Genomic DNA, 25,682 nt, shown 5'->3' with positions numbered 1-25,682 from the left:
CAGCCCCTTACTCGGCCACGTGCAGCGCGGTCTGCCGCTTACCGCTGACCCGCTCTTCCAGCGCCGCCAACCGGCCCTGCATCAGCGCCAGTTCTTCCTGCCCGCGCACGATCCGCTCGGCCAGAACATGAGCCTCGGGGCTTTCCGGCTCATCTTCCTTCTTGCCGATCATGCGGCTGAACACCCGGCCCAACAGGCGCGAAACATCATCCATGATCAGGTAGAACGACGGCACCACCACAAGGCTCAGGATCGTCGACACGATGATGCCACCGATCACCGCAATCGCCATCGGCGCGCGGAACGACCCGCCCTCACCGACGCCAAGGGCCGAAGGCAGCATCCCCGCCGACATCGCAATCGAGGTCATTACGATCGGCCGCGCCCGCTTGTGGCCCGCCTCGATCACCGCCTCGACCCGCTTGAAGCCCCGCGCCCGCATCTCGATCACGAAGTCGATCAGCAGGATGGCGTTCTTCGTCACAATCCCCATCAGCATCAGGATACCGATCAGAACCGGCATCGACACCGGGTTGTTGGTCAGGATCAGCGCCGCCGCGACACCGCCGATGGCAAGGGGCAGCGACAACAGGATGGTGAACGGCTGGATCACCGACCGGAACAGCAGGATCAGCACCGCCAGCACCAGCATCAGGCCCATCACCATCGCGTCGACGAAACTGCCGATCAGTTCGCCCTGCACCTCGGCATCCCCGGCGGGGGCGACCCGCACCGATGGCGGCAGTTCCACCGAGGCCACAATCTCGTTGAACCGTGCGGTTGCCGTGTCCAGCGCCACGCCTACCGGCAGACCCGCGCCGATGGTGGCGATGCGTTCGCGGTTCAACCGTTCCACCGCTGCCGGACCTTCGGCGATGGAAATGTCCGCCACCGCGGACAACGGCACCGTCGCCCCGGTCGCCGTGGTCAACTGCAGCGCTGCGATCCGCGACAAGTCTTCGCGCCACGCATCTGCCAATCGCACCCGCACCGGAACCAGCCGGTCGTCGATCGACAGCTTCGCCAGCGCCGCGTCGAAATCACCGATCGTTGCCACCCGCACCACAGCGGCAATCTGCTGCGTCGTGATCCCCAGCCGCGCCGCTTCTTCAAGCCGGGGCGTGATCTGGATTTCCGGCCGGGGAAGGGCGCCTTCTGACGCGACGTTTGCCAGCAAGGGCTCGCCCGACAGCGCCGCCTCCAGCTTTTGCACCGCAAGGTTCAGGTCGGCCTCGTTCGACGACAGGACCGAGAAACTGATGTCGCGCTCGCCGCGGTCGTTCAGCTTGAAGGTGCGCACGTCCGGCACCACCTGAAGCCGTTTGAAAATCTCGGCCTCGATCTCGTTCTGTGGCCGTACTCGGCCATCCGCCGGCGCTTCCGGCAAGATCGCTCCGATCCCCGGCAAGGCCTGCCCAAGGTCCGACAGCTTGCGCGCAAAGCCGTTGTCCAGCCGGTCAAGGATGACCGAGATGCTGGCCCGGCGCACGTCGATGTCACCGGTAGGCGAGGCGCCCCCGACGATCAGCACGCTTTTCACCCCGTCGACGTCCTTGATCGCCTCTCGCATCGCGTCGGTGGTGATCCGCGTCTGCTCGATGCTGGAACCCGGCGGCAGTTCGACCGAAATCGACACCCGGCTCACGTCTTCCGGCGGGAACAGGCTGCCCGGCACCCGCAGCATTGCACTGATCGAAAAGATCACCACCACGATGGCTACCACCATCGTCACGTAATAGGTCGGGAACCGCCAGCCCAGCTTCGGCAAGCGCCGTACCTTCGTCGTGCCGCTGACCAGACGAAGGTAGCCGCGCATGAACGCGCCATCCTTTTCCTCATGGCCCTCGGCGTCCTTGGGGCTCATCAGATAGGCGGCCATCATCGGCGTGATCAATCGCGCCACCGCCAGCGAAAACAGCACCGCAATCGCCACCGTCAACCCGAACTGCCGGAAGTATTGCCCCGGTATCCCCGGCATGAACGACACCGGCACGAACACCGCCACGATGGTAAAGGTGGTGGCGATCACCGCCAGACCGATCTCGTCCGCCGCCTCGATCGCGGCACGGTAGGGCGTCTTGCCCATCCGGATATGCCGCGCGATGTTCTCGATCTCCACGATCGCATCGTCGACCAAAATCCCCGTCGCCAGCGTGATCGCGAGGAAGCTGACCAGGTTCAGCGAAAAGCCCAGCAGGTCCATGATGTAGAACGTCGGCACCGCCGAAAGCGGCAGCGCCACTGCCGTGATCAGCGTCGCGCGCCAGTTGCGCAGGAACATCAGCACCACCAGCACCGCCAGGATCGAGCCTTCCAGCAGCGTGTGGATCGCGCTTTCATAGTTGCCGTAGGTGTAGAACACCGTGTCGTCGATCATCGTGATCTTCACGTCGGGATGCGCCGCGCGCACGCTGTCCAGCGCCGCGTTGGTGGTCTCTGCCACGCTGACTTCCGAAGCGCCCTTGGACCGGAACACCGAGAACGTCACCGCCTCGGCCCCGTCATAGCGGCTGAATGATCGCACTTCCTTGTAAGTGTCGATGATCTCGCCCAGATCGGTCAGCCGCACGAAGCGGCCCGAGGGCAGGGCGATGGTGGTGGCCGCAAGCTGATCCACCGTCGACTGGTCGCCCAGCGTCCGGATCGCCTGTTCGCCCGACCCGATCTCGGACCGGCCCGATCCAAGGTCGACGTTGGTCTGGCTCAGTTGCGACGACACCGCCTGCGCGGTGATGCCAAAGCTGTTAAGCTTGACCGGGTCCAGTTCGATGCGGATTTCCCGTTCCGCCCCGCCGTAACGGTCCACCCGGCCAATGCCGGGACGGCCCTGCAACGACCGGGTGATCGTGTCGTCCACGAACCACGACAGTTCTTCCAGCGTCATGTTCGGTGCGGTGACCGAAAAGTTCATGATCGCCTGACCTTCGATGTCGATCCGGCTGACGATCGGCGCCTCGATCCCGCCCGGCAGGTCGCCCCGGATGCGGTCGATGGCGTCTTTCACTTCCTGCACGGCCTTGTCGGTCGACACGTCCATGCGGAATTCGACCGCCGTGGTCGATACCCCGTCGGTCACGGTCGAGATCACGTTCTTGACCCCGGTGATCCCCGCCACCGCGTCCTCGATCTCCTTGGTGACCTGGCTTTCCAGTTCGGCCGGCGCGGCACCCGCCTGCGCCACCGTCACCGCGACCAATGGCACGTCGATGTTGGGAAAGCGCGTGATCGGCAGGCTGTTGAACGACTGCCAGCCCAGCACCATGAGCATGAAGAACGCCAAGAGCGGCGCTACGGGGTTGCGGATCGACCACGCTGAAAAGTTCATCGCCGTCCCCTCAATTCACTTTTGCCGTATCAGGCACTGGGTTTACCCGGTCGCCCGATTGCACAAACGCGCCGGCCTTCGCCACAACCAGATCACCCGCCGCCAGACCTTCCAGAACCTCGACATAGCTCCCGTCGCGGATGCCGGTCTTGACCACCACCCGCTCGACCACGCCGTCCGTCACCCGCATCACGGTAGAGCCTGACGCATCCGAGCCCACCGCAGTCACCGGCACCGACAGCGTCTCACGCTCAGCCACCAGAATCTCCGCCTCAGCGAACATGCCCGAGCGTAGCTTTTCCGGCTCGTCCACCGCGATCCGCGCACGGCCCAGACGGGTTGTGGCGTTGATCGTCGGTTCCACCAGCCGCACGGTGCCGGAAAGCCCCGCTACGGCCCCGACCGTGTGCAATTCCGCCTTCTGCCCCTCGGCGAGACGCAGGATATCGGCCTCGGCCACGTCGGCGCGCAGTTCCAATGCCCCGTCGCGCACGATCACGAACATCGCCTGACCCGCCGCCGTGGCAATCCCGCCCACCTGCGCGTTGCGCGTCACGACCTTGCCCGCGACCGGGGCTTTCACCTCGGTCCGGGCCAGTTGCAGGTCGACATTCTCCAACTGCGCTTCGCCCAGATCAACCTGCGCCCGCGCAGCCTCCAGCGACTGCCGCGCCACACTGACCCGCGCGGTTGCCGACACCGCGTTGGCGTTGGCGGTATCCGCCGCCGCCTGCGACGCCGAACCCTGTTCGCGCAACTTCGCCGTCCGTTCCGCCACCCGCTGCGCTTCGCCAGCACTTGCCTCGGCCTCGACCAACTGCGCCTCGGCTTGCGCGATCGTCGCCTTCGCCGCGGCCAGCGATGCCACCGCCTGACTGCGCTGCAACTCCAGCGTCTGCTTGGACAGAACCGCCATGACCTGTCCTTCGGTCACCACATCGCCCACATCTACCAGCAACTGTTCCACCGGCTGGCCTTCGATCAAGGGCGCGACCTGCACCTCTTCAACCGGCCCGATCATCCCCGACGCGATCACCCGGTCGCGCAGCATCCGCGACGCGACCTCCGTCACCGTGATCGACGGCAGCGTTTCCACCACGGCCGCCTGTTCGGCCTCTTGGGCGGTCGCGGCCCCCGTCATGACCATCACCGACAGAGCCACCAACTGACCGAACTTGTGAAACGCGCGCATAGCGACCTCAGCCTTCTTGCTTGTCATCGGAAATTTCGCCCAGCACCTGATCAATGATACGCCCCACCAGGGCCGTCAGATCAGCGTCACCCCCGCCATACTGGCTGCTGCGGATCGTCGCAGCCTTCACCAGCATCACCAGAAGCTGCCCCTGCGCCCGGTAGCGCTGCGCCGCCTCTTCGACCGTCCGCCCGGTCACGCCGGCAAAGACGGTGATCAGGTTGGCTATGATCGTCTCTTCCATCTTGGCCGAGGCCAGCCCGACCTCGGGCTTGCGCATCGCCGCCGCGGTGATCTCGGCCCATAGCTGGCCGTCGTCCTGACACTCGCCGCCGATATGTTCCATCATCTTCGCCCGAATCGCGGTCATCGGGTCGCCCGAGGTGCGGATGGCGATGAAATCCTGCTCCATCTCGTGCAGGTCAAGGCCGCACATCGCCTCGACGATTGCGGCTTTCGACTGGAAATAGCGGTAGAAATTGCCGACGCTCATCCCTGCCGCGCGGGCAAGATCCTGCATCGACGCGCCGTCAAAGCCCTTCTCGGCAAAGGCCCGGCGCACCAGGCCAAGAATCTCGTGGCTGCGATCTTCGTAGGTGTTGGCGTGGGCGGCAATAACAGACATGTCAGCCTCGGAATGAACGTTCATTCACTCAAATAGAGATTACCGCCCCTACGTCAAGTGGATTGCATCACCCCGCCCGCCGGACTTGGCTTTTCCGCGAATTTCGCCCAAAGGACAGGCAAAGAGGCGGGCATATCATGGCAACAGGCATAACTTTCAACGTGGCGGCCACAGATGGCGCGGCCCGCACCGGCACGATCAAGACCCCCCGGGGCGAGATTCGCACCCCTGCCTTCATGCCCGTGGGCACCGCCGCAACCGTCAAGGCGATGCTGCCCGAAAGCGTCCGCGCCACCGGGGCCGACATCCTTCTGGGCAACACCTACCACCTGATGCTGCGTCCCACCGCCGAACGCATCGCGGCGTTGGGCGGCCTTCACCGCTTCATGAACTGGCACCGCCCGATCCTCACCGACTCGGGCGGGTTTCAGGTCATGTCTCTGGCATCCTTGCGCAAACTGACCGAGGAGGGCGTGCGCTTTTCCTCCCACATCGACGGCTCGAAACACATGCTGACGCCGGAACGCAGCATGGAAATCCAGAAACTCCTCGGCTCCGACATCGTCATGGCCTTCGACGAATGCCCGGCCCTTCCTGCCACCGACGAAGCGGTGGCCCAGTCCATGCGCCTGTCGATGCGCTGGGCGCAAAGGTCGCGCGACGCGTTCGGCGACCGCCCCGGCCACGCGCTCTTTGGCATCATGCAGGGCGGCGTGAACCGCGACCTCCGTGAAGAATCCGCCAAGGCACTCACCGCCATCGACTTTGACGGATACGCCGTCGGCGGCCTCGCGGTGGGCGAGGGTCAGGAGGCGATGTTTTCCGTCCTCGACTACGCCCCCGGCTTCCTGCCCGATGACAAGCCCCGCTACCTGATGGGGGTCGGCAAGCCCGACGACATCGTCGGCGCCGTGGAACGCGGCATCGACATGATGGATTGCGTGCTGCCGTCCCGCTCAGGCCGCACCGGGCAGGGCTGGACGCCACGCGGCCAGATCAACCTGCGCAACGCCCGCCACCGCGACGACCCGCGCCCCTTGGACGAGGGCTGCACCTGTCCGGCCTGCGCCAACTATTCCCGCGCCTACCTGCATCACGTGGTCAAGGCCGACGAGATCATCGGCTCCATGCTGCTGACCTGGCACAACCTGCACTACTACCAAACCCTGATGCAGGGCTTGCGCAATGCCATCGCAGCGCAAGCCCTCGCTGATTTCGTCGCCCGCTTCCACGAGATGCGGGCCGAAGGCGACATTGATCCGCTCTGATCCGCCTCAAGATTATGGTGGAAGCGGCGACCCGGTCCGTTGTATGCAGCGATCGTGATCCATGGCAGCGCGGTGGCGACTGCCTGTCAAGTCGGGCGAGGACACCAGCATGGCGACACTCAGCTTCTTTGCCCGGCAGGACTCAACCACCGCCAAAAACTCGATCCTGAACCCGATCGGCACGAACCAGGCGCCGACCACTACCATCACTTTCACCGACAACGGCGGCACCGGCGACCTGCTGCTTGATGCCAACGGCGGGTTGGTCGATCCCGACACGCGGGTCATCATCAACGGTGTAACCTACAACTTCACCCTCAGATTCACCGGCACCATGCCCTCGGGCAACTCCCAGGTGCCTGCCAGTCTGGTTGGCAAGAAGGTCGCACTGATCAGCGTGGTGATAAACGGGCAAGTCCGCGAGTATTTCTTCGTCACCGACGGCACGGGCACCCTTGCCCAGATGAATGCCATCGGCAACGGGTCGATCCCGCTGGACGGCCTGACCTTCAACCCGCCGCCGTTCTGTCCCTGCTTCTGCGCCGGCACGATGATCGCAACCCCGTCTGGCCCCCGTGCCGTCGAAACCCTCGCCGCAGGCGACACCGTGCTGAACGAGGATGGCGAGGCGCTGCCAATCCTCTGGGTCGGAAAAAGCCGCGTTTCGCTTGCCGAAGTGCGCGCCAACCCCAATCTGGCGCCGATCCGCATCCCGGCGCACATTTTTGGCCCGTCGCATCCCGCAGCCGATCTTCTGGTCTCGCCGCAGCACCGGATCGTGCTGCACGACGTCGCAGCCGAGCTTCTGTTCGGGGAACCGCGCGTCCTTGCCGCCGCACGGCACCTTGTCGGCACCTTCGCCGAAGAAACCGCGCCCGATGCGGATGTCGACTATGTCCACATCCTGACCGAGGCGCACGAAATCCTGCTGTCGAACGGCCTGCCCAGCGAAAGCTTTCAACCCGCCCGGCGCAGCATTGACGTGATGGCCCCCGAAACCCGCTCCGATCTGGAAACAGTCCTGCAGGCGGCAGGCCACGATGACCTCCTGACCCGCCCTGATGCGCAGCCCAGCCTCAAGCGGGGCGAAGTGAGGGCGCTTCTGTCAGCGATGCGCCCCGGCGCGCCATTGAAGGCGCGGCAAGCCGCCTGACCCGGTCATCGTTTACGCGCTTGCCCCGAGGCCAAGGTCATCCCGTGCGATCCAGCGCGTCAGGCTGAGAATCGCCATCCCGCCCAGAATAACGACCGTCGCGTTCACGAAGGGCTGGTCGGCCAATGGCCGCAACACGGCGGGAAACAGCGCCACCCCGGTCGCAAGACACAGGCGCGACACCTGCACCGCATCCGACAACTTGGTCAGTCCTGGCAGGAATACCGCCGTCACCACCGCCGCCGGCGTAATGAAGGCCGCGTAAAGCAGCCCGGTGAACAGTGGCAGGGGCAGGGCGCCAACCATGCCGGGACGGTCAATGTACAAAAGCATGCCCGCAAGGAACGCAAGAATGCACACCCTCAGTGCGCGCGGGCCTTGAGCCTTGATCCGTACCGCCAAACCACCCATCGGCCCCACCCTGTCGCTTTCCTGACTGGTGGTGTGCACGGCAACTGCGCTCAGATTGCGGCAAGATCTTTGACAAATCGTGGCACCGCTGTTTCCGCCGATGCTGGCGAAAACCCGGTTTCCACCCTTGCAGCGGGCGGCGTGCGGGTTCACATTGTCAGACCTGCGGAACTTGAATCCCCACGACAGGACACACAAGTTAACGAAGTCGCGGAGACGGACGTGGTTGCCGATGGTCGGGGCCAGTCGTGTCTGCCGCAAGCCAAGGACGACGCTATGAACGAACCTCTTTCCTCCAGCTACCCTGTCCTGCCGCTGCGCGACATCGTGGTCTTTCCGCACATGATCGTGCCGCTCTTCGTGGGCCGCGAAAAATCGGTTCGCGCTCTGGAAGAAGTGATGCAGGACGACAAGCAGATCCTCCTGTCATCGCAGGTGGATCCCACCGTCGATGATCCATCCACCGACGGCATCTACCGCACCGGCGTGCTGGCCAACGTGTTGCAATTGCTAAAACTTCCGGACGGAACCGTGAAAGTTCTGGTCGAAGGCAAGGCCCGCGTGCGCATCACCGGCTTCATCGACAACCCCTCGTTCTTCGAGGCGAGCGCCGAAACTCTGACCGAAACCCCCGGTGACAAGACCTCGGTCGAAGCCCTCGTCCGCGCCGTCAGCGAGGAATTCGAGCGGTATTCCAAGGTCAAGAAGAATATTCCCGAAGAAGCCCTCGCCGCGGTCTCCGACACCCGCGAGCCCGCGCGGCTGGCTGACCTCGTCGCAGGCCACCTCGGCATCGAAGTCGGCCTGAAACAGGACCTTCTGGAAACCCTCGACGTGGCCGAGCGGCTCGAAAAGGTGTTCGGCCAGATGCAGGGCGAACTGTCGGTCCTTCAGGTCGAAAAGAAGATCAAATCCCGCGTGAAAACGCAGATGGAGCGGACCCAGCGCGAGTACTATCTCAACGAACAGATGAAAGCGATCCAGAAGGAACTCGGCGACGGCGAAGAAGGCCAGAACGAGGTTGCCGAACTGGAAGAGCGCATCAAGAAAACCGCGCTGTCAAAAGAGGCCCGCGAAAAGGCCGATGCCGAGCTGAAAAAGCTCAAGTCGATGTCACCGATGTCGGCCGAAGCCACTGTCGTGCGCAACTACCTCGACTGGCTTCTGGGCGTGCCGTGGGGCACCAAATCGCGCGTCAAGAAAGACCTTGTCGCCGCGCAGAAGGTGCTCGACGCCGATCACTACGGTCTCGACAAGGTCAAGGAACGCATCGTCGAATATCTGGCTGTTCAGGCCCGCTCGACCAAGCTGAAAGGCCCGATCCTCTGCCTCGTCGGCCCGCCCGGCGTGGGTAAAACCTCGCTTGGCCGTTCAGTCGCCAAGGCCACGGGCCGCGAATTCATCCGCATATCGCTGGGCGGCGTGCGCGACGAATCCGAAATCCGCGGCCACCGGCGCACCTACATCGGCTCGATGCCCGGCAAGATCATCCAGACGCTGAAGAAGGCGAAGACCACGAACCCGCTGATCTTGCTCGATGAAATTGACAAGATGGGTCAGGATTTCCGTGGCGACCCGGCTTCGGCACTTCTGGAGGTGCTCGATCCCGAACAGAACAACACCTTCGTCGACCACTACCTCGAGGTGGAATACGATCTGTCGAACGTGATGTTCATCACCACGGCGAACTCCTACAACATGCCGGGCCCGCTGATGGACCGGATGGAGATCATCCCGCTGGCGGGCTACACCGAGGATGAAAAGCGCGAGATCGCCAAAGGCCACCTGATCGACAAGCAGATCAAGGGCCACGGGCTGAAGAAGGGTGAATTCAAAATCACCGACGACGCGCTGCAAGAAATGATCCGCACCTACACCCGGGAAGCCGGCGTGCGGAACCTTGAACGCGAGATCGCGAAACTTGCCCGCAAGGCGGTGACCGAGATCGTCAAGAACAAGGGCGGCACCGTCACCGTGACGCCGGAGAACCTCGAAAGCTTCCTTGGGGTGAAACGGTATCGCTATGGCCTCGCGGAAAAAGAGGATCAGGTCGGCGTCGTCACCGGCCTTGCTTGGACCTCGGTGGGCGGTGATCTTCTGCAGATCGAGGCGCTGAAACTCCCGGGCAAGGGCCGGATGAAGACCACCGGCAAGCTGGGCGACGTGATGAAAGAGTCCATCGACGCGGCGGCCTCTTACGTCCGCTCGATCAGCCCCCTGATCGGGGTGAAACCGCCGAAGTTCGAGACGATCGACATCCACGTCCACGTCCCGGATGGCGCCACCCCGAAAGACGGCCCCTCGGCCGGTCTTGCGATGGTGACGTCCATCGTGTCGGTGCTGACCGGCATCCCGGTTCGCAAAGACATCGCCATGACCGGCGAAGTCAGCTTGCGCGGCAACGCCATGCCGATCGGTGGCCTCAAGGAAAAACTCCTTGCGGCGCTGCGCGGCGGCATCAAGACCGTGTTCATCCCCGAGGAGAACGAGAAGGATCTGGCAGAGATCCCGGACAACGTGAAGTCCGGCCTCAAGATCATTCCTGTGACCCATGTGCGTGAAGTCCTGGCCCAGGCGCTGGTGCGCCAGCCCGAACCGGTCGAATGGGACGAGGCTGCAGAAGAAGCCGCCGCCGCGGCTCGGCTTGCCGGCGGCTCGGTGCCACCGGTCCAGACCGCCCACTGATCCGGCCTGAAATGACCAAAAGGCGCGCCTCCGGGCGCGCCTTTCTCGCATCTGGCAGCCCGCCGAATCCAGTGGCCTCGCCCCGCGTCCCGCACTATCGTGCCAAGCGAACAGCAGCGCCCGGAACCCCCACATGCCCGCCACACCGCCCAAACCTCCCGCCAAATCCGGCGCAAAATCGCCCGCGAAACCCGCAGCGCGGCTTGCCGTGGTCAAGACCAAAGCCGCCCCTCCCGCCAAGGGCCCCGGCAAGTCCAAGCCCGACGCCGCACCAAAGGCCACCGCGCCAAAGGTCGTCCCGGCCACCGCCGCAAAGGCCGACGCGCTGCGCCTGAAAGACCTAGTCGCTGCCGTGGTCGAGGCGACCGATATGAAAAAGCCCGACGCCAAACGCGCCGTCGAGGCCACCCTCGCCAGCCTCGCCGCCGCCCTGAAGCGCGGCCATGATCTGAACCTGCCGCCGCTTGGCCGCGCCCGCGTCGCCAAGACCTCCGAGAAAGACGGCGCCGCCACCCTTACCCTGAAACTCCGCCTCGGCGGCGGGTCGGGGCAGGGCGCGAAACAGCCCCTTGCAGCCGACGGAGAGGACGACTAAAAGCCCCCGCAACGGGAGATTAGCTCAGCGGTAGAGCGCTTCGTTCACATCGAAGATGTCAGCGGTTCAAATCCGTTATCTCCCACCATCCTTCCCAAGGCGCGCCCGAAACGGTGCGCCTTTTCAATTCCTTGCCCGCGAAAGGAGTTTTTCCATGCCCACCGGCCACGTGTTCATCGCTACCAGCCTTGACGGTTATATCGCCCGCCCCGACGGCACACTTGACTGGCTCCTCAGCCGTGATGCCGCCGGCGAAGATCACGGCTACAACGCCTTCATCGCGGGTATCGACGGCCTCGTGATGGGCCGCGGCACCTATGAGGCGGTCGCAGGCTTCGATCCCTGGCCCTACGAAAAACCGGTCCTCGTCCTGTCGAAAACCCTCGCCGGAACCCCCGTTCCCGCCCACCTCGAAGGTCGCGTGCGCTTTGCCGATCTCATGCCCGCCGCTGCAATGGCGCAGCTTCACGCCGAAGGCATGGCCCGCGTCTACGTCGACGGCGGCCAGGTGGTGCAGTCCTTCCTTGCCTCCGGCCTCATCGCCGACATGGTCATCACTCAAGTCCCGGTCCTCATCGGCGCGGGCCGGCCACTCTTCGGGCCAACACCTGCCGACATCCCGCTCACTCACCTCAAGACGGTGGCGTTTCCCTCCGGCCTCGTCCAGTCTTGCTACCGCGTCGGGGCCTGATCCCGGCCTGACGAAAGGAACTTTGATGCCCGAACCCAAACCCGCACCGGTCAAAGGCCCCGCCTCCTATTTCCCCTCGATCGAGAAAACCTACGGCCAGCCCATCGCGCATTGGCTGGCGTTGGTGGCCGGAATGGGCGACCTCAAGCACATGGAAAAGGTCGCTCGCCTGAAATCCGACCACGGCCTTGGCCATGGACACGCCAACGCCATCGTCGCCTACGCCGAAGCGCAAAAGAAAGCCTGACCCGGCAATAGTCCGCATCGCTTCCGCCCCCCGGGCTTGAGAAAACAGGCACTGCCCCCTACATCCGGCTGGCCCACCTAGCCGGACAGTTCTCGTGCGCCAGACCGATCTCTTGAAATTTCTGGCGCTTGTGCTGCTGTGCCTGTCGCTCGCCCTCGGCGGCCTGCACCGGGCAGGGCCGGGCGACACCGACCTTGCCGCGGACCAGTCGCAAACCGCGTCGCACTCTCACGTCGATACCGCCGATCCCGACCACCCACCCTTGGCGCACCCGACCACCACCACCGCTCACGCGGCAGCCACCCTGACCGCTCTGGCCACCGCCCCGGGCAGACCAACCCTGGCGCGGGCGGGCCCCAGACGCCCACCTCGCGACGCTGTGCAGATCTGACCAAAGGGCGCTCCGGCGCCCCGTGATCCCACAGCTCAAGGTGCCCTCGATGCCATTCCACCCGCCGACGCCGCGCCGCGTCCGGACCCTTGCCCTCGCCGCCGTCGCGGCCACAATCGCCGCCAGTGCGGCCCTTGCCCACAACGTCACCGAAGGCGACGCGGGCTATGTGCAGGAAGTCTCCGGCTTTCACCCCATCGCCTTCATCTACCTCGGTGCCAAGCACATGGTCACCGGCTACGACCACCTTCTCTTCCTCGCCGGGGTGATCTTCTTCCTCTACCGCTCCCGCGATATCGCCACCTACGTCAGCCTTTTCGCGCTTGGCCATTCGGTGACCATGATAGCGGGCGTCTGGTTTCAGATTTCGATCAACGCCTACATCATCGACGCGATCATCGCGTTTTCCGTGGTCTACAAGGCGCTCGATAACCTCGGCGCGTTCCGCCTGTGGTTTGGCGTTCAGCCTGACACCAAGGCCGCGACCCTCGCCTTCGGCCTCCTGCACGGCTTCGGCCTTGCTACGAAGATCCAGGATTACGACATCTCGCCCGATGGGCTTCTCGGAAACCTCATCGCCTTCAACATAGGCGTCGAGATCGGCCAGCTGATCGCGCTCGCGCTGATCCTGCTGGTGATGACCCATTGGCGCGCGCGCCCTGCCTTTGCCCGGCAGGCCTACGGCGCGAACGTCGCAATGATGGCGGCCGGCTTTGCCCTGATGGGCTTCCAGATCACCGGCTATTTCCTTGAAAGTGCAGCAACATGACCGAAAGCCAGCCCCGCATGACCGCCCCGATCCGCGCCGAACGCCGCCAGCCTACCGAACCGCCGCACCATGTGCCGGCAACTCCGGGCGGCCTGATCCGCTCCACCCTCGGGGCCGCCGTATCTGCCGGCGCGCTCCTCGTCCTTTTCTGGCTGCCCGCCGAATACGGGCTCGACCCGACCGGCATGGGCCGCCTGACCGGCCTCACCGAAATGGGCGAGATCAAGCAGCAACTCGCCGCCGAGGCCGAGGCCGATGCAATCGCTGAAACCGCCGCCCCCACCCCCGCCGTTGCCATGCCCGAGGTCACCGACCGCCTCGACCGCATCGAAGCCCAACTCGCCGCGATAGCCGCCGTGATCGGCGCCGACGGCCTTGCCGCAGCACCGGTCGAACAGCCGGCACCCGCCACGCCGGAACCAGCCCCCCAAGGCTGGCGCGACGAGGCCAGCTACACCCTGCAACCCGGCCAAGGCATCGAGGTCAAGCTGGCCATGACAGAAGGACAGACCGCCCGCTTTGAATGGACGGCAAATGGCGCGGTGGTGAACTTCGACCTGCATGGCGACGGCAGCGGCCAGAAGATCAGCTACGAACAGGGCCGCGCTGTGCCCGACCAGACCGGCGAACTTGTCGCCGCCTTCACCGGCAACCACGGCTGGTTCTGGCGCAACCGCAGCGACGCGCCGGTTACAGTCACCCTCCGCGTCGCGGGCGAGTATGCCGAACTGAAAGCCCCCTGACACCGAAAAAGCGCATCGGCGCGGCAGGGCCGCACATCGCTTGCCATGTCCCGCCGGATCGGTGTAAACCGCACTCGGCGGGCGGTTAGCTCAGTTGGTAGAGCGTCTCGTTTACACCGAGAATGTCGGGGGTTCGAGTCCCTCACCGCCCACCACCCGCTTTTTGCAAACCACTTCAACAAGTTGCTTATCCCTCCACGCCCAAATCGCTGACCCCATCTTTCCGCACAGACACCGCGCGCCTACGGGCAGATGCACCCGCCGCCGCTTCGCCCTACCTTTCCCCGCAAAGGAGACCGCGACATGAGCTGGAACCCCGCCCTCGACCCCACGATCCCGATCGGTGACGCCGTAGACGCCATCGAAACCGTCATCGTGCCCCGCGCCCGCGACCTCGGCGGGTTCGAGGTGCGCCGCGCGCTGCCCTCGGCCCAGCGGCAGATGGTCGGCCCTTTCATCTTCTTCGACCAGATCGGCCCGGCCGAATTCCTGACCGGGCAGGGCATCGACGTCCGCCCGCACCCCCACATCGGCCTCGGCACCGTCACCTACCTTCTGAAAGGCCGCCTCCACCACCGCGACTCGCTTGGCACCGACCAGTGGATCGAACCGGGCGCGGTGAACTGGATGAAGGCCGGCTGGGGCATCACCCATTCCGAACGCACCGATGGCCCGGTCCGCGACACGGGCCAGACCATGTTCGGCCTGCAAGCCTGGCTGGCGCTCCCGAAGGACCGCGAAGATGACCCCGCTGCCTTCATCCACACCCCCGAAGCCGCCCTTCCCGTGCTGGAAGGCGAGGGCAAGACCGTCCGCCTGATCCTCGGGCACGCCTGGGGCGAGGCCGCACCAATGGAAACCCCGTCCGAGATGTTCTACGCCGACGCGACCCTCGCCCCCGGCGCAGCCATACCCCTGCCTGACGATCACGAGGATCGCGGCGTCTACATCCTTGCCGGTGACGTCACCGTCGGCGGCCAGACCTTCCCCACCGGCCAGATGCTGATCTTCCGCCCCGGTGACCGGATCAGCGTCAGGGCAGGGGCCTCGGGCGCGCGCCTGATGCTTCTCGGCGGCGCCACGATGGACGGCCCGCGCTTCATCTGGTGGAACTTCGTCGCTTCGTCGCGTGACCGCATCGCCGCCGCCAAGGAGGCGTGGCGCGCCGGCGACTGGGCGCATGGCCGCTTCAAACTTCCACCCGAGGACGCCGCCGAATTCATTCCCGCGCCAGAGGTCTGAAATCCACCGCTTCCCCATTGACGCCGCCAACCCCCTTGCGTAAGACGGCGCACGTTCGGAAGGCACCTTCCGGGCAGCGAGATGCGCGGTGGTAGCTCAGTTGGTTAGAGTACCGGCCTGTCACGCCGGGGGTCGCGGGTTCGAGCCCCGTCCACCGCGCCAACCTCGCCCCAAAAGGTGCCCGAAAGACTGATCCTGCGCGGTGGTAGCTCAGTTGGTTAGAGTACCGGCCTGTCACGCCGGGGGTCGCGGGTTCGAGCCCCGTCCACCGCGCCAGATCGTCCCCCTTCAGTCCGCTGCATCGTCCCGCAGCCGCATCCGATAGCGGATATGGTTGTCCGACAGGACATAGCTGTCATAAAGCGCCCGCGCCTTGGCGTTGTCCTGATCGGTGTGCCAGTAAAGCCGCCCCCAGCCCCGCGACCGCGCCAACGCGACCAGATCGTCGATCAGCGCTCGGCCCAGCCCCAGCCCGCGCGCATCAGGCGCCACGAACAGGTCCTCCAGATAGCAGTCATCCGTCGCAGCCCAGGTGGAAGGGTGATGCAGGTTGATCGCGAACCCTGCAACACGGCCCTCCACCTCGGCGAGCCGCGCCTTGACCGGGCTGGCAGGGTCCATCAGCCGCGCCCAGGTTGCCTCGGTCACGACCTGGGGCAAGGTCAATTCATAATACTCCAGGTACCCCGCCCAAAGACCCCGCCATGCAGCCTCGTCGCCGGGCTTCGCGTCGCGGATCACCGCAGCCTCGCCAGAACGCGCGCCCATGACCGGATGCCCTTGTGGAAGCTTTCCAGATCATATTTCTCGTTCGGCGAATGGATCTGGTCGTCATCCCGGCCAAAGCCTATCAGCATCGCATCCATCCCAAGGTAGGTCTTGAAATACCCCGCAATCGGGATCGACCCGCCCGCCCCGATAAACGCCGCAGGCCGGTTCCATTCCTCGGTCAGCGCCGCCCGCGCGGCCTCGAAGGCTGGGTCCGCGATCTCCATGACCGAAGCCGGGCTGCCTTCGATTCCGTCGTGCCACTCGATCCGGCAATCGGCGGGCAGTTGCGTCTCCGCCCATGCCCGGAAAGCGGTCAGGATTTTCGCCGGGTCCTGCTGCGACACCAGCCGGAAGCTCACCTTGGCATGCGCCTCCGCTGGCAGCACGGTCTTGAACCCGGCCCCGGTATAGCCGCCCCAGATGCCGTTCACCTCGGCCGTGGGCCGCGACCAGATCAGTTCCAGGGGCGTGCGGTCTTGTTCGCCCGCCGGCACCGAAAGCCCGACATCGCCCAGATAACGCGCATGGTCGAAGGCCAGGCTCTGCCACTGCTGGCGCAAGGCATCTGGCAGTTCCGCCACATCATTATAGAACCCCGGCACCTGCACGCGCCCCGTCTCGTCATGCAAGCCCGACAGGATCTTCGTCAGCACGTGGATCGGGTTCCGCGCGAGGCCACCGTAAGACCCCGAATGAAGGTCGCGGTCAGCGGCATGAACGGTGAACTCCGCCTTGCAAAGCCCGCGCAGCATCGTGGTGATCGCGGGAATCCCGTCCTCGAACATGCCGGTGTCGCAGATGAAGGCAAGGTCGGCGCGCAACTCGTCCGCGTTCTCCTGCATGAACGGGATGAGCGAGGGCGAGCCTGATTCCTCTTCGCCTTCCAGAAAGATCGTCAGCTTCCCCGGCAGGCTGCCATACACGTGTTTCCACGCCCGGCACGCCTCGATGAAGGTCATCAACTGGCCCTTGTCGTCCGCCGAACCGCGCGCCCGGATAACCTTGCCTTTCGGCGTGTCCTGCACCTCGGGATCAAAGGGATCGCGGTCCCAAAGGTTCAATGGATCGACCGGCTGCACATCGTAGTGCCCGTAAAAAAGCAGGTGCCGCCCGCCCTCACCGCCATGCCCGACAACCATCGGATGCCCCGGCGTGGTTCGCGCCGCCGCCTCGAATCCCAAGCCCCGCAGGTCCTCCGCCAGCCACTCCGCCGCGCGCGCGCAATCGGCCTTGAATGCAGGGTCCGTAGAGATGGAAGGGATACGCAACAGCGCCATCAGCCGCTCCAGCGCCTCCGGCAAGGTTTCGTCGATACGGGCCAGCACGGCGTCGATGGTCATTCTTCTCTCCCGAATGTGATCAGGATCAAGCCTATCAGGCGACGGGGGACTGTCCAGACCGCGCGAGTTGCGCTAAAGGCTGGCGCAATCTGGAACGGTTCCAAGGCAAGGACAGCTCATGGCCGCAAAACTCCTTCTGGGCGCGATGCTTTTCGCCGCAACACCCGTCGTGGCACAGACCGTGCCGGTGGAAACCTCCACTCTCGGTTCCTCGGCCATCACCCTCCACCTGCACCCGTTCCTGACGGAAGAGGAACTCGCCACCCTCCGCCTCGTGATGACCAACGAACAGGCGCTCTCGCTGTTCGTGCCCGGCAAGCTTGGCCACGCCGCCCTCGCGGTGTCGCCCGATGACGGCTTCATCCGCGTCGGCGCGCCGATGGGCTCGGCCACCGCCGTGGCCGACCTGCCCGATGCCGCAGCCGCCGCAACCGCCGCGCTTGCTGGCTGCGACGCCGCCAAGGAAGGCAAGTTGCCTTGTGTCGTCGTGCTGGAAATCGCCCCGGCGCCCTGACCCTCAGGACGTCTACCCCCCAAAGGGCGACAATTCGCCCCCTTGGCCGCGACCCTCGATTGACCCAAATCAAGGCCGCAGTCGGAACGACCTGACACCAAGGGTCGCATGACCCTGACGGAGACACGATGATGAGCTACGCCACCGCCCTCGACGCCGCCCTGCAACGGCTGCACGACGAAGGCCGCTACCGCACCTTCATCGACATCGAACGTCGCAAGGGCCAGTTCCCCCACGCCGTCTGGACCCGCCCCGATGGCACCGAAAAGGACATCACCGTCTGGTGCGGCAACGATTACCTCGGCATGGGCCAGCACCCCGAGGTTCTGGCCGCGATGCACGAGGCGCTGGATGCGACCGGCGCAGGTTCGGGCGGCACCCGCAACATCTCCGGCACCACCGTCTACCACAAGCGGCTTGAGGCGGAACTTGCCGACCTCCACCAAAAGGAAGCCGCCCTCGTATTCACCTCCGCCTACATCGCCAACGACGCGACCCTAAGCACCCTGCGCCAGATATTCCCCGGCCTCATCATCTACTCCGACGCCCTGAACCACGCCTCGATGATCGAAGGGGTCCGTCGCGGTGGCGGCGAAAAGCGCATCTTCCGCCACAACGATGTCGCCCACCTGCGCGCGCTCCTTGCCGCCGACGATCCTGCCGCGCCAAAGCTCATCGCTTTCGAATCGATCTACTCGATGGACGGCGACTTCGGCCCGATCAAGGCGATCTGCGACCTCGCAGAGGAGTTCAACGCGCTCACCTACCTTGACGAGGTCCACGCCGTCGGCATGTACGGTCCGCGCGGGGCAGGGGTCGCGGAACGCGACGGACAGATGCACCGGATTGACATCATCAACGGCACTCTCGCCAAAGCCTACGGCGTCTTCGGCGGCTATATTTCTGCAACTGCAAAGATGTGCGATGCGGTCCGCAGCTATGCTCCCGGTTTCATTTTCACCACCTCGCTACCCCCCGCTGTGGCGGCTGGTGCGGCGGCCTCCGTCCGGGTTCTCAAGGCCGCCCAGCACCTGCGCGACGCCCACCAGACCACCGCCAGCATCCTCAAGCTGCGGCTCAAGGGTCTTGGCCTGCCGATCATCGACCACGGCTCACATATAGTGCCGGTGCATGTGGGCGACCCCATCCATTGCAAGATGCTGTCAGACATGCTGCTGGAGTCCTACGGCATCTACGTCCAGCCGATCAACTTCCCCACCGTGCCGCGCGGCACCGAACGGCTGCGCTTCACCCCCTCGCCGGTGCACGACGCCAAGGCCATCGACGCCCTCATAAAGGCGATGGATGCGCTCTGGAGCCATTGTGCGCTGAATCGCGCCGAGGCTGCCGGCTGACCTTTCTCGCATGTGCAAAAACCCTTGCCCTATGTTACGGTTTGCCCAATACGACGCCCTGTGAGTCGTTTGGGACGGCGACTCGAACGTCAGTGCGCACCGAGGGGACAGGTTCTGGATGATCGGTTGGAGGTCGAAACCTTCGACGACCGAAGAGGAAAAGCCAAAGGGCTTTGACGACTTCGAGTTGCGGTTGGGCGATGTCATGCGAGGCGAACGCGCCACGCTTGGCAAGTCCCTGCTCGACGTTCAGCGCGATCTCAAGATCAAGGCCACCTACATCGCCGCCATCGAAAACGCCGACGTGTCGGCCTTCGAATCCCCCGGTTTCGTCGCAGGTTACGTCCGCTCCTACGCGCGCTATCTGGCGATGGACCCGGAATGGGCCTTCCAGCGGTTCTGCGCCGAAGCGGGCTTTGCCGTGTCGCACGGCATGTCCGCCGCCGCCTCGCCGCAGCGCATCATCAAGGCGCGCGCGCGGTCCGAATTCTCCGACCCCCTCGCCAACCCGAACGCGACCTTCGTGCCGCGCGGGGAAAGCGTGCTCTCCGGCATCCAGCCCGGCGCGGTCGGTTCCGTCGCCGTCCTTATCGCGCTGATCGGTGCCATCGGCTACGGCGGCTGGTCCGTCCTGCAGGAAGTGCAGCGCGTGCAGTTGGCCCCGGTTGACGAAGCCCCCAGCGTCGTGGCCCAGATCGACCCGCTGCAAGGCGCCACCGCGCCCGCGCCGCAGATCGTTGCCGCTCCGGTTGACGAACCCGCGACCGAATCCATCGCCAGCGCCGAAGGCGATGCCTCGGTCGATGTGATGGACCGTCTCTACCGCCCGCAGGCGCTCGACGTACCGGTGCTGACCTCGCGCGATGGTCCGATCTCAGCGATCAACCCGCGTGAAACCGGCGCGCTCGCGTCCGTCCAGATCGCCGATGCAACCGAAGCCGCCATCGAATCCGAAGTGCTGAAGGTCGTCGCCGACGTGCAGCCCGGCATCGAGGTGCTTGCCGTCCGCCCGTCTTGGGTGCGCGTCAATGCCGCCGACGGAACCATCCTTTTCGAAAAGATCCTCGACGCCGGCGAACGCTATTCCGTGCCGCAGCTTGAAGCGGCCGCCGTGCTGCGTACCGGCAACTCCGGTTCGGTCTACTTCGTCGTCAACGGTGTGACCTACGGCCCTGCTGCCCCCGGCGCACAGGTGGTCAAGGACGTGGCGCTCTCACCCGAAGCGCTGACTCAGGCCTTCGCGCAGGCCGATCTTACCGCCGACGAAGACCTCGCCAAGTTCGCCACCGCCGATGCGACGGGCCTTGCCCCGGTCGAAGGTGGTCTCGAGGCCGCGCGCGACGCCCCCATCGCCGAATAATCCCGCCGCGACCGCCTGACAGTTGCCGCGCCCCGCGCGTCCCGGTATCCTGCCCCTGTCGCAGTTTCCAAAGGCCCGGCCCCATGTCGCATAATCCCGTCCGCCCCTGGCGCAACATCTACCGGCGCGCCTCGCGGCAGATCCGTGTCGGCAAGGTTCTGGTCGGGGGCGACGCACCGATCTCGGTGCAGACGATGACCAACACCCTGACCACCGATATCGCCGCCACCATCGAACAGATCCAGCGCTGCGCCGTGGCCGGGGCCGATATCGTCCGCGTCTCTACCCCAGATCAGGAGAGCACGCGCGCCTTGCGCGAAATCGTCGCCGAAAGCCCGGTACCGATCGTGGCCGACATCCATTTCCACTACAAACGCGCGATCGAGGCCGCCGAGGCCGGCGCCGCCTGCCTGCGCATCAACCCCGGCAACATCGGCGACGCCCGCCGCGTGAAGGAAGTCGTCAAGGCCGCCAAGGACCACGGCTGTTCGATCCGCATCGGGGTGAACGCGGGCTCCCTCGAAAAGCACCTTCTGGAAAAATACGGCGAGCCGTGCCCCGAGGCGATGGTGGAATCCGGCCTCGACCACATCAAGCTGCTGCAGGACAACGACTTTCACGAATTCAAGATTTCGGTGAAAGCGTCCGACGTGTTCCTCGCCGCCGCCGCCTACCAGCAACTGGCCGAAGCGACCGACGCGCCCATTCACCTTGGCATCACCGAAGCTGGCGGCCTGCAGTCCGGCACAGTGAAATCCGCCATCGGCCTTGGCAACCTCCTCTGGATGGGCATCGGCGACACGATCCGCGTCTCGCTCTCCGCCGATCCGGTGGAAGAGGTGAAGGTCGGCTTCGAGATCCTGAAATCCCTCGGCCTGCGTCACCGCGGCGTCACCATCATTTCCTGCCCGTCCTGCGCGCGCCAGGGCTTCGACGTGATCAAGACCGTCTCCGCCCTCGAAGACCGCCTCGCCCACATCACCACCTCGATGAGCCTTTCGATCATCGGCTGTGTCGTGAACGGCCCCGGTGAAGCGCTGATGACCGACATCGGCTTTACCGGCGGCGGGGCAGGCAAGGGCATGGTCTACCTCGCCGGCAAGACCAGCCACACGATGGGCAACGACCGGATGGTTGACCACATCGTCGAGCTTGTCGAGGCCAAGGCCGCCGAGCTTGAGGCCCAAGCAGCCGAAGCCGCCGAGTAACCCAGCGCTCACCAGTGCCGCCCGCACATCACCGGCCAGCGCCTGTCCCGTCAGGCGCTGGCAGGTTGCTTTTGTGGTCGGCGGTCCGTCACCTTCCTGAGAACCATTCGCATCTGCCCTTGACTTCCTGCGAACCCTTCGCATCTACATAGGGTAACCAGCACGGGACCTCCCCAGACATGACCCTGACCCGCCGCCTCCTCCTCGCAACTATCGCCGCGCTCGCCACCTGGCCCGCCGCCGCACAGGACCGGCTCAAAGTCGTCACCACCTTCACCGTCATCGCCGACATGGCCCAGAACGTCGCCGGCGACGCCGCAGATGTGGTCTCCATCACCAAACCCGGCGCCGAAATTCACGGTTACGAGCCCACCCCGCAGGATATCGTCGGTGCCAGCGACGCCGACCTCATCCTGTGGAACGGCCTCAACCTCGAACGCTGGTTCGAACAGTTCCTCGCCAACCTCGGCGACATTCCCTCCGTCACCTTGACCGACGGCATCACCCCGATCGCCATCTCCGGCGGCGACTACCAAGGCAAACCCAACCCGCACAGCTGGATGAGCGTCGATAACGCCCGGATCTACATCGACAACATCGAGAAAGCCCTCTCGAAAGCCGATCCCGCCAACGCCGCCACCTTTGCGGCCAACGCCGCCGCTTACAAAGCCCGCCTCACCACCGAAATCGCCCCCTTGAAGGCCCAGATCGAAACCCTCCCCGAAACCTCCCGCTGGCTCGTCACCTGCGAGGGCGCCTTCAGCTACCTCGCCCGCGACCTCGGCCTTAAAGAGCTTTACCTCTGGCCGATCAACGCCGACCAGCAAGGCACCCCGCAGCAGGTTCGCGCCGTGATCGACGGCGTGCGCGACAACGCGATCCCCGCCGTGTTTTGCGAAAGCACCGTCTCCAGCGCCCCCGCCGAACAGGTCGCTCGCGAAACCGGCGCGGCTTTCGGCGGTGTCCTCTACGTCGACAGCCTCTCTGAACCAGACGGCCCGACCCCCACCTACATCGACCTTCTGCGTGTCACGACAGAAACCATTGCCAAGGGCCTCACCTCGCAGGCAAAGTAACGAAATGCGCGATCTGACCGCCGACACCTCCGCCACCGGCCCTGCCGGCGGCATCCTCGCCGAAGGCCTGACCGTCACCTACCGCAACGGCCTGACCGCATTGCGCGACGCCAGCTTCATGGTCCCGCGCGGCACGATTACCGCCCTCGTCGGCGTCAACGGTTCGGGAAAGTCCACGCTTTTCAAGGCGATCATGGGGTTCATCCCCTCGGCCCGCGGCTCGATCCGCCTCCTCGGCAAACCCGTCGCCGAAGCCTTGCGCGAAAACCTCGTGGCCTACGTCCCCCAGGCCGAGGAGGTTGACTGGACCTTCCCCGTCCTGGTCGAGGACGTGGTGATGATGGGCCGCTACGGCCACATGGGCTTCCTGCGCCGCCCCTCCGCCACCGATCGCGCGAAGGTGGCCGAGGCGCTTGCCCGCGTCGGCATGTCCGACCTTGCCCACCGCCAGATCGGCGAACTCTCCGGCGGCCAGCGAAAACGCGTATTCCTCGCCCGCGCGCTGGCACAGGAAGGCCAGATAATCCTCCTCGACGAACCCTTCACCGGCGTCGACGTCAAGACCGAAGACCAGATCGTCGCCCTCCTGCGCGAACTGCGCGACGAAGGCCGCGTCATGTTGGTCTCCACCCACAACCTCGGCTCGGTCCCGGAATTCTGCGACCGTACCGTCCTCGTCAAAGGCACCGTCCTCGCCTACGGCCCGACCGAGACGATCTTCACCCGCGCCAACCTTGAAGCAGCCTTCGGCGGCGTGCTGCGCCACTTCACCATCGGCGGCACCGACCTGCATGAAGACGACGACACCCGCGAGGTCCGCATCATCACCGATGACGAACGCCCCTTCGTGCAATACGGCCGAAAGGGCGACCATTGACCCTAACCTTTCATCTGTCCCAAAATATCCCCGCCGGAGGACCTTTGCCCGAGCCGGTTGCGCGCCTGTGGCGCGCAGAGGCGAGACAGGAAACCGGCGCGGAATGCGCTCGATCTGACAGTCGCCATGCTTGAACCCTTCGCCTACAGCTACATGGTCAATGCGATGTGGGTTTCGGCCCTCGTCGGCGGTGTCTGCGCCTTCCTCTCGGCCTACCTCATGCTGAAAGGCTGGTCGCTGATCGGCGACGCGCTTTCCCATTCCGTCGTCCCCGGCGTCGCGGGCGCCTATATCCTCGGGCTGCCCTTCGCGCTCGGCGCCTTCATCTCAGGCGGCCTCGCCGCCGCCGCGATGCTGTTCCTGTCGGGCCGCTCCGGTCTCAAGGTCGATACCATCATCGGCCTGATCTTCACCTCGTTCTTCGGCCTTGGCCTCTTTCTGATCTCGATCTTCCCGACGAGCGTTTCGATCCAAACCATAACGATGGGCAACATCCTCGCCATCACGCCGGAAGACACCCTGCAACTGGCTCTTATCGGCATCATCTCCTCGGTGATCCTCTTGGCAAAGTGGAAGGACCTGATGGTCACCTTCTTCGATGAAACCCACGCCCGCAGCATCGGCCTCAAGCCCGACGTGCTGAAGGTGGTGTTCTTCACCCTCCTGTCCGCTTCCACCGTCGCGGCGATGCAGACCGTGGGCGCCTTTCTCGTCGTCGCTATGGTGGTGACGCCGGGGGCCACCGCCTACCTTCTGACCGACCGCTTCCCACGCCTGATCGCGCTGTCTGTGGCCATTGGCTCCGGCACCAGCTTTCTCGGCGCCTACATCAGCTATTTTCTCGACGGGGCCACCGGCGGCGTCATCGTGCTGCTGCAAACCCTGATCTTCCTGGCAGCCTTCGTCTTCGCCCCGAAACACGGGCTTCTCGCCAGCCGCCGCAAGGCGGCAAAGGCGCTGACATGATCGAGGCCATCCTCCAGCCCTTCCAGTTTCCGTTCATGCAGAACGCGTTCTGGATATCGCTGATCGTCGCGCCGCCGACCGCGATCCTGTCGTGCTTTCTGGTCCTGAAGGGCTGGGCGCTGATGGGCGACGCGGTCAGCCATGCCGTCCTGCCCGGCATCGTGCTGGCCTATATCCTGAACATACCCCTCCTGGTCGGCGCCTTCGTCGCGGGCATGGCCTGCACGCTTGCCACCGGCTACCTGTCCGGCAACAGCCGGATAAAGCAGGACACGGTGATGGGCGTGGTGTTCTCCGGCATGTTCGCGCTTGGCATCGTGCTTTACACCTCGATCAGCACCGATGTGCACCTTGACCACATCCTTTTCGGCAACATGCTCGGCATCGGGGCAGAAGACCTGCTGACCGCCGCCCTGATCGCCGGCCCGGTCACGCTGATCCTGCTTCTGAAATGGAAAGACCTGATGCTGCACGCTTTCGACCCTGCGCAGGCACAGGCCTCGGGCCTGCGCACCGGCGTCCTGCACTACGGCCTTCTCGCCATCCTTTCGCTGACCATCGTCGCCACCCTTTCCTCGGTCGGCCTGATCCTCGCCATCGGCCTTCTGATCTCGCCCGGCGCCATCGCCTTCCTCCTCGTGCGCAGCTTCGGAAAGATGCTGATCGTCGCGGTGATCGTTTGCCTCGCCTCGATGCTCATCGGCACGTGGGCAAGCTTCCACCTCGACAGCGCCACCGGCCCGACGATCATCCTCGTCCTGACAGCGCTCTTCATCGCCGCCTTCGTCCGTCGCCAGATCCTCACCCGCCGCACCACCCGTGCCGCCTGAGGTTTGTGGCTGATCCTCTGGACGCCCCGCGCCGAACCGCCTAACCAT

The 25,682-nt window shown here is 64.9% G+C and carries 24 protein-coding genes and 4 tRNA genes; 22 read left to right on the top strand and 6 right to left on the bottom strand.

Annotated features, from left to right (window positions below; genetic code table 11):
• Positions 1 to 7: 7 nt before the first annotated feature.
• From ACROUL_RS14120 to ACROUL_RS14110, 3 genes are read right to left on the bottom strand one after another with little or no spacing between them, the layout of a single operon-like run.
• Complete coding sequence (locus ACROUL_RS14120; RefSeq protein WP_431300100.1) at positions 8 to 3,325, bottom strand: efflux RND transporter permease subunit; 3,318 nt, start codon at positions 3,323 to 3,325, stop codon at positions 8 to 10.
• A 10-nt stretch (positions 3,326 to 3,335) separates the two neighbouring features.
• Positions 3,336 to 4,544, bottom strand: a complete 1,209-nt coding sequence (locus ACROUL_RS14115) for an efflux RND transporter periplasmic adaptor subunit (RefSeq protein WP_431300099.1) — start codon at positions 4,542 to 4,544, stop codon at positions 3,336 to 3,338.
• Positions 4,525 to 5,142 (bottom strand): TetR/AcrR family transcriptional regulator, encoded by a 618-nt coding sequence (locus tag ACROUL_RS14110; RefSeq protein WP_431300098.1) that lies wholly within the window; start codon positions 5,140 to 5,142, stop codon positions 4,525 to 4,527. Before ACROUL_RS14110 ends, ACROUL_RS14115 begins: the two co-directional genes overlap by 20 nt.
• A 137-nt stretch (positions 5,143 to 5,279) precedes the next feature.
• On the opposite strand from ACROUL_RS14110, the gene tgt reads away from it, so the two are divergent.
• Both tgt and ACROUL_RS14100 read left to right on the top strand, forming a co-directional pair.
• Positions 5,280 to 6,410 (top strand): tRNA guanosine(34) transglycosylase Tgt, encoded by a 1,131-nt coding sequence (gene tgt / locus ACROUL_RS14105; protein WP_431300097.1) that lies wholly within the window; start codon positions 5,280 to 5,282, stop codon positions 6,408 to 6,410.
• Positions 6,411 to 6,519: 109 nt separating this feature from the next.
• Positions 6,520 to 7,563, top strand: a complete 1,044-nt coding sequence (locus ACROUL_RS14100; RefSeq protein ID WP_431300096.1) for a Hint domain-containing protein — start codon at positions 6,520 to 6,522, stop codon at positions 7,561 to 7,563.
• Between the two features lie 12 nt (positions 7,564 to 7,575).
• On the opposite strand, the gene ACROUL_RS14095 is transcribed toward ACROUL_RS14100, so the two are convergent.
• Positions 7,576 to 7,974 (bottom strand): hypothetical protein, encoded by a 399-nt coding sequence (locus tag ACROUL_RS14095; RefSeq protein ID WP_431300095.1) that lies wholly within the window; start codon positions 7,972 to 7,974, stop codon positions 7,576 to 7,578.
• A 276-nt stretch (positions 7,975 to 8,250) separates the two neighbouring features.
• Between ACROUL_RS14095 and lon the strand changes: the two genes are divergently transcribed.
• The 12 genes from lon (at position 8,251) to ACROUL_RS14035 (ending at position 15,613) form a co-directional block, all read left to right on the top strand.
• On the top strand, positions 8,251 to 10,659 hold the full coding sequence (gene lon, locus ACROUL_RS14090; protein WP_431300094.1) for an endopeptidase La: 2,409 nt from the start codon (positions 8,251 to 8,253) through the stop codon (positions 10,657 to 10,659).
• 133 nt (positions 10,660 to 10,792) lie between these two features.
• Positions 10,793 to 11,254: an HU family DNA-binding protein gene (locus ACROUL_RS14085; protein ID WP_431300093.1), complete on the top strand. Its 462-nt coding sequence runs from the start codon at positions 10,793 to 10,795 to the stop codon at positions 11,252 to 11,254.
• A gap of 13 nt (positions 11,255 to 11,267) precedes the next feature.
• Positions 11,268 to 11,342 (top strand) — tRNA-Val (locus tag ACROUL_RS14080).
• A gap of 66 nt (positions 11,343 to 11,408) precedes the next feature.
• Positions 11,409 to 11,945: a dihydrofolate reductase family protein gene (locus tag ACROUL_RS14075; RefSeq protein WP_431300092.1), complete on the top strand. Its 537-nt coding sequence runs from the start codon at positions 11,409 to 11,411 to the stop codon at positions 11,943 to 11,945.
• A gap of 25 nt (positions 11,946 to 11,970) precedes the next feature.
• Positions 11,971 to 12,192, top strand: coding sequence for a DUF4287 domain-containing protein (locus ACROUL_RS14070; protein WP_431300091.1), 222 nt, complete (start codon positions 11,971 to 11,973; stop codon positions 12,190 to 12,192).
• A 94-nt stretch (positions 12,193 to 12,286) separates the two neighbouring features.
• The gene (locus ACROUL_RS14065) at positions 12,287 to 12,583 is read left to right on the top strand and encodes a hypothetical protein (RefSeq protein WP_431300090.1); all 297 of its coding nucleotides are present in this window, start codon (positions 12,287 to 12,289) and stop codon (positions 12,581 to 12,583) included.
• A gap of 49 nt (positions 12,584 to 12,632) precedes the next feature.
• On the top strand, positions 12,633 to 13,352 hold the full coding sequence (locus ACROUL_RS14060) for a HupE/UreJ family protein (protein ID WP_431300089.1): 720 nt from the start codon (positions 12,633 to 12,635) through the stop codon (positions 13,350 to 13,352).
• Complete coding sequence (locus tag ACROUL_RS14055) at positions 13,349 to 14,095, top strand: hypothetical protein (protein WP_431300088.1); 747 nt, start codon at positions 13,349 to 13,351, stop codon at positions 14,093 to 14,095. The genes ACROUL_RS14060 and ACROUL_RS14055 overlap by 4 nt, the downstream gene beginning before the upstream one ends.
• A 79-nt stretch (positions 14,096 to 14,174) precedes the next feature.
• Positions 14,175 to 14,250: transfer RNA gene (locus ACROUL_RS14050), tRNA-Val, on the top strand.
• 148 nt (positions 14,251 to 14,398) lie between these two features.
• Positions 14,399 to 15,337: a pirin family protein gene (locus ACROUL_RS14045; RefSeq protein WP_431300087.1), complete on the top strand. Its 939-nt coding sequence runs from the start codon at positions 14,399 to 14,401 to the stop codon at positions 15,335 to 15,337.
• An 85-nt stretch (positions 15,338 to 15,422) separates the two neighbouring features.
• Positions 15,423 to 15,499 (top strand) — tRNA-Asp (locus ACROUL_RS14040).
• Positions 15,500 to 15,536: 37 nt separating this feature from the next.
• Positions 15,537 to 15,613, top strand: a tRNA-Asp gene (locus ACROUL_RS14035).
• A gap of 12 nt (positions 15,614 to 15,625) precedes the next feature.
• On the opposite strand, the gene ACROUL_RS14030 is transcribed toward ACROUL_RS14035, so the two are convergent.
• Both ACROUL_RS14030 and ACROUL_RS14025 read right to left on the bottom strand, forming a co-directional pair.
• The gene (locus ACROUL_RS14030) at positions 15,626 to 16,105 is read right to left on the bottom strand and encodes a GNAT family N-acetyltransferase (protein ID WP_431300086.1); all 480 of its coding nucleotides are present in this window, start codon (positions 16,103 to 16,105) and stop codon (positions 15,626 to 15,628) included.
• Positions 16,075 to 17,448 carry a M20/M25/M40 family metallo-hydrolase gene (locus ACROUL_RS14025; protein WP_431300085.1) on the bottom strand — a complete coding sequence of 458 codons (1,374 nt, stop codon included), beginning with the start codon at positions 17,446 to 17,448 and terminating at the stop codon, positions 16,075 to 16,077. The genes ACROUL_RS14030 and ACROUL_RS14025 overlap by 31 nt, the downstream gene beginning before the upstream one ends.
• A gap of 118 nt (positions 17,449 to 17,566) precedes the next feature.
• Here ACROUL_RS14025 and ACROUL_RS14020 point away from each other — a divergent pair, with 118 nt between their 5' ends.
• The 8 genes from ACROUL_RS14020 to ACROUL_RS13985 all read left to right on the top strand — a co-directional run bounded on the left by ACROUL_RS14020 (position 17,567) and on the right by ACROUL_RS13985 (position 25,634).
• The gene (locus tag ACROUL_RS14020; RefSeq protein ID WP_431300084.1) at positions 17,567 to 17,962 is read left to right on the top strand and encodes a hypothetical protein; all 396 of its coding nucleotides are present in this window, start codon (positions 17,567 to 17,569) and stop codon (positions 17,960 to 17,962) included.
• A 131-nt stretch (positions 17,963 to 18,093) separates the two neighbouring features.
• The gene (gene hemA / locus ACROUL_RS14015) at positions 18,094 to 19,317 is read left to right on the top strand and encodes a 5-aminolevulinate synthase (protein ID WP_431300083.1); all 1,224 of its coding nucleotides are present in this window, start codon (positions 18,094 to 18,096) and stop codon (positions 19,315 to 19,317) included.
• A gap of 118 nt (positions 19,318 to 19,435) precedes the next feature.
• Positions 19,436 to 20,677 (top strand): RodZ domain-containing protein, encoded by a 1,242-nt coding sequence (locus ACROUL_RS14010; RefSeq protein ID WP_431300082.1) that lies wholly within the window; start codon positions 19,436 to 19,438, stop codon positions 20,675 to 20,677.
• A gap of 83 nt (positions 20,678 to 20,760) precedes the next feature.
• Positions 20,761 to 21,885: a flavodoxin-dependent (E)-4-hydroxy-3-methylbut-2-enyl-diphosphate synthase gene (ispG, locus tag ACROUL_RS14005; protein WP_431300081.1), complete on the top strand. Its 1,125-nt coding sequence runs from the start codon at positions 20,761 to 20,763 to the stop codon at positions 21,883 to 21,885.
• Positions 21,886 to 22,064: 179 nt separating this feature from the next.
• Positions 22,065 to 22,961: a metal ABC transporter substrate-binding protein gene (locus ACROUL_RS14000; RefSeq protein WP_431300080.1), complete on the top strand. Its 897-nt coding sequence runs from the start codon at positions 22,065 to 22,067 to the stop codon at positions 22,959 to 22,961.
• 4 nt (positions 22,962 to 22,965) lie between these two features.
• The gene (locus tag ACROUL_RS13995; protein ID WP_431300079.1) at positions 22,966 to 23,838 is read left to right on the top strand and encodes a manganese/iron ABC transporter ATP-binding protein; all 873 of its coding nucleotides are present in this window, start codon (positions 22,966 to 22,968) and stop codon (positions 23,836 to 23,838) included.
• A 126-nt stretch (positions 23,839 to 23,964) separates the two neighbouring features.
• Positions 23,965 to 24,804 (top strand): metal ABC transporter permease, encoded by an 840-nt coding sequence (locus ACROUL_RS13990; RefSeq protein WP_431300078.1) that lies wholly within the window; start codon positions 23,965 to 23,967, stop codon positions 24,802 to 24,804.
• Positions 24,801 to 25,634, top strand: a complete 834-nt coding sequence (locus ACROUL_RS13985) for a metal ABC transporter permease (RefSeq protein ID WP_431300077.1) — start codon at positions 24,801 to 24,803, stop codon at positions 25,632 to 25,634. Before ACROUL_RS13990 ends, ACROUL_RS13985 begins: the two co-directional genes overlap by 4 nt.
• The last annotated feature ends 48 nt before the right edge of the window (positions 25,635 to 25,682 follow it).

The organism is Tabrizicola sp. BL-A-41-H6 (assembly GCF_050632395.1).
Taxonomy (GTDB): Bacteria; Pseudomonadota; Alphaproteobacteria; order Rhodobacterales; family Rhodobacteraceae; genus JAUYQR01.
The sequence above is the reverse complement of the archived record's forward strand: the minus strand, read 5'-3'. Positions and strand labels throughout refer to the sequence as shown.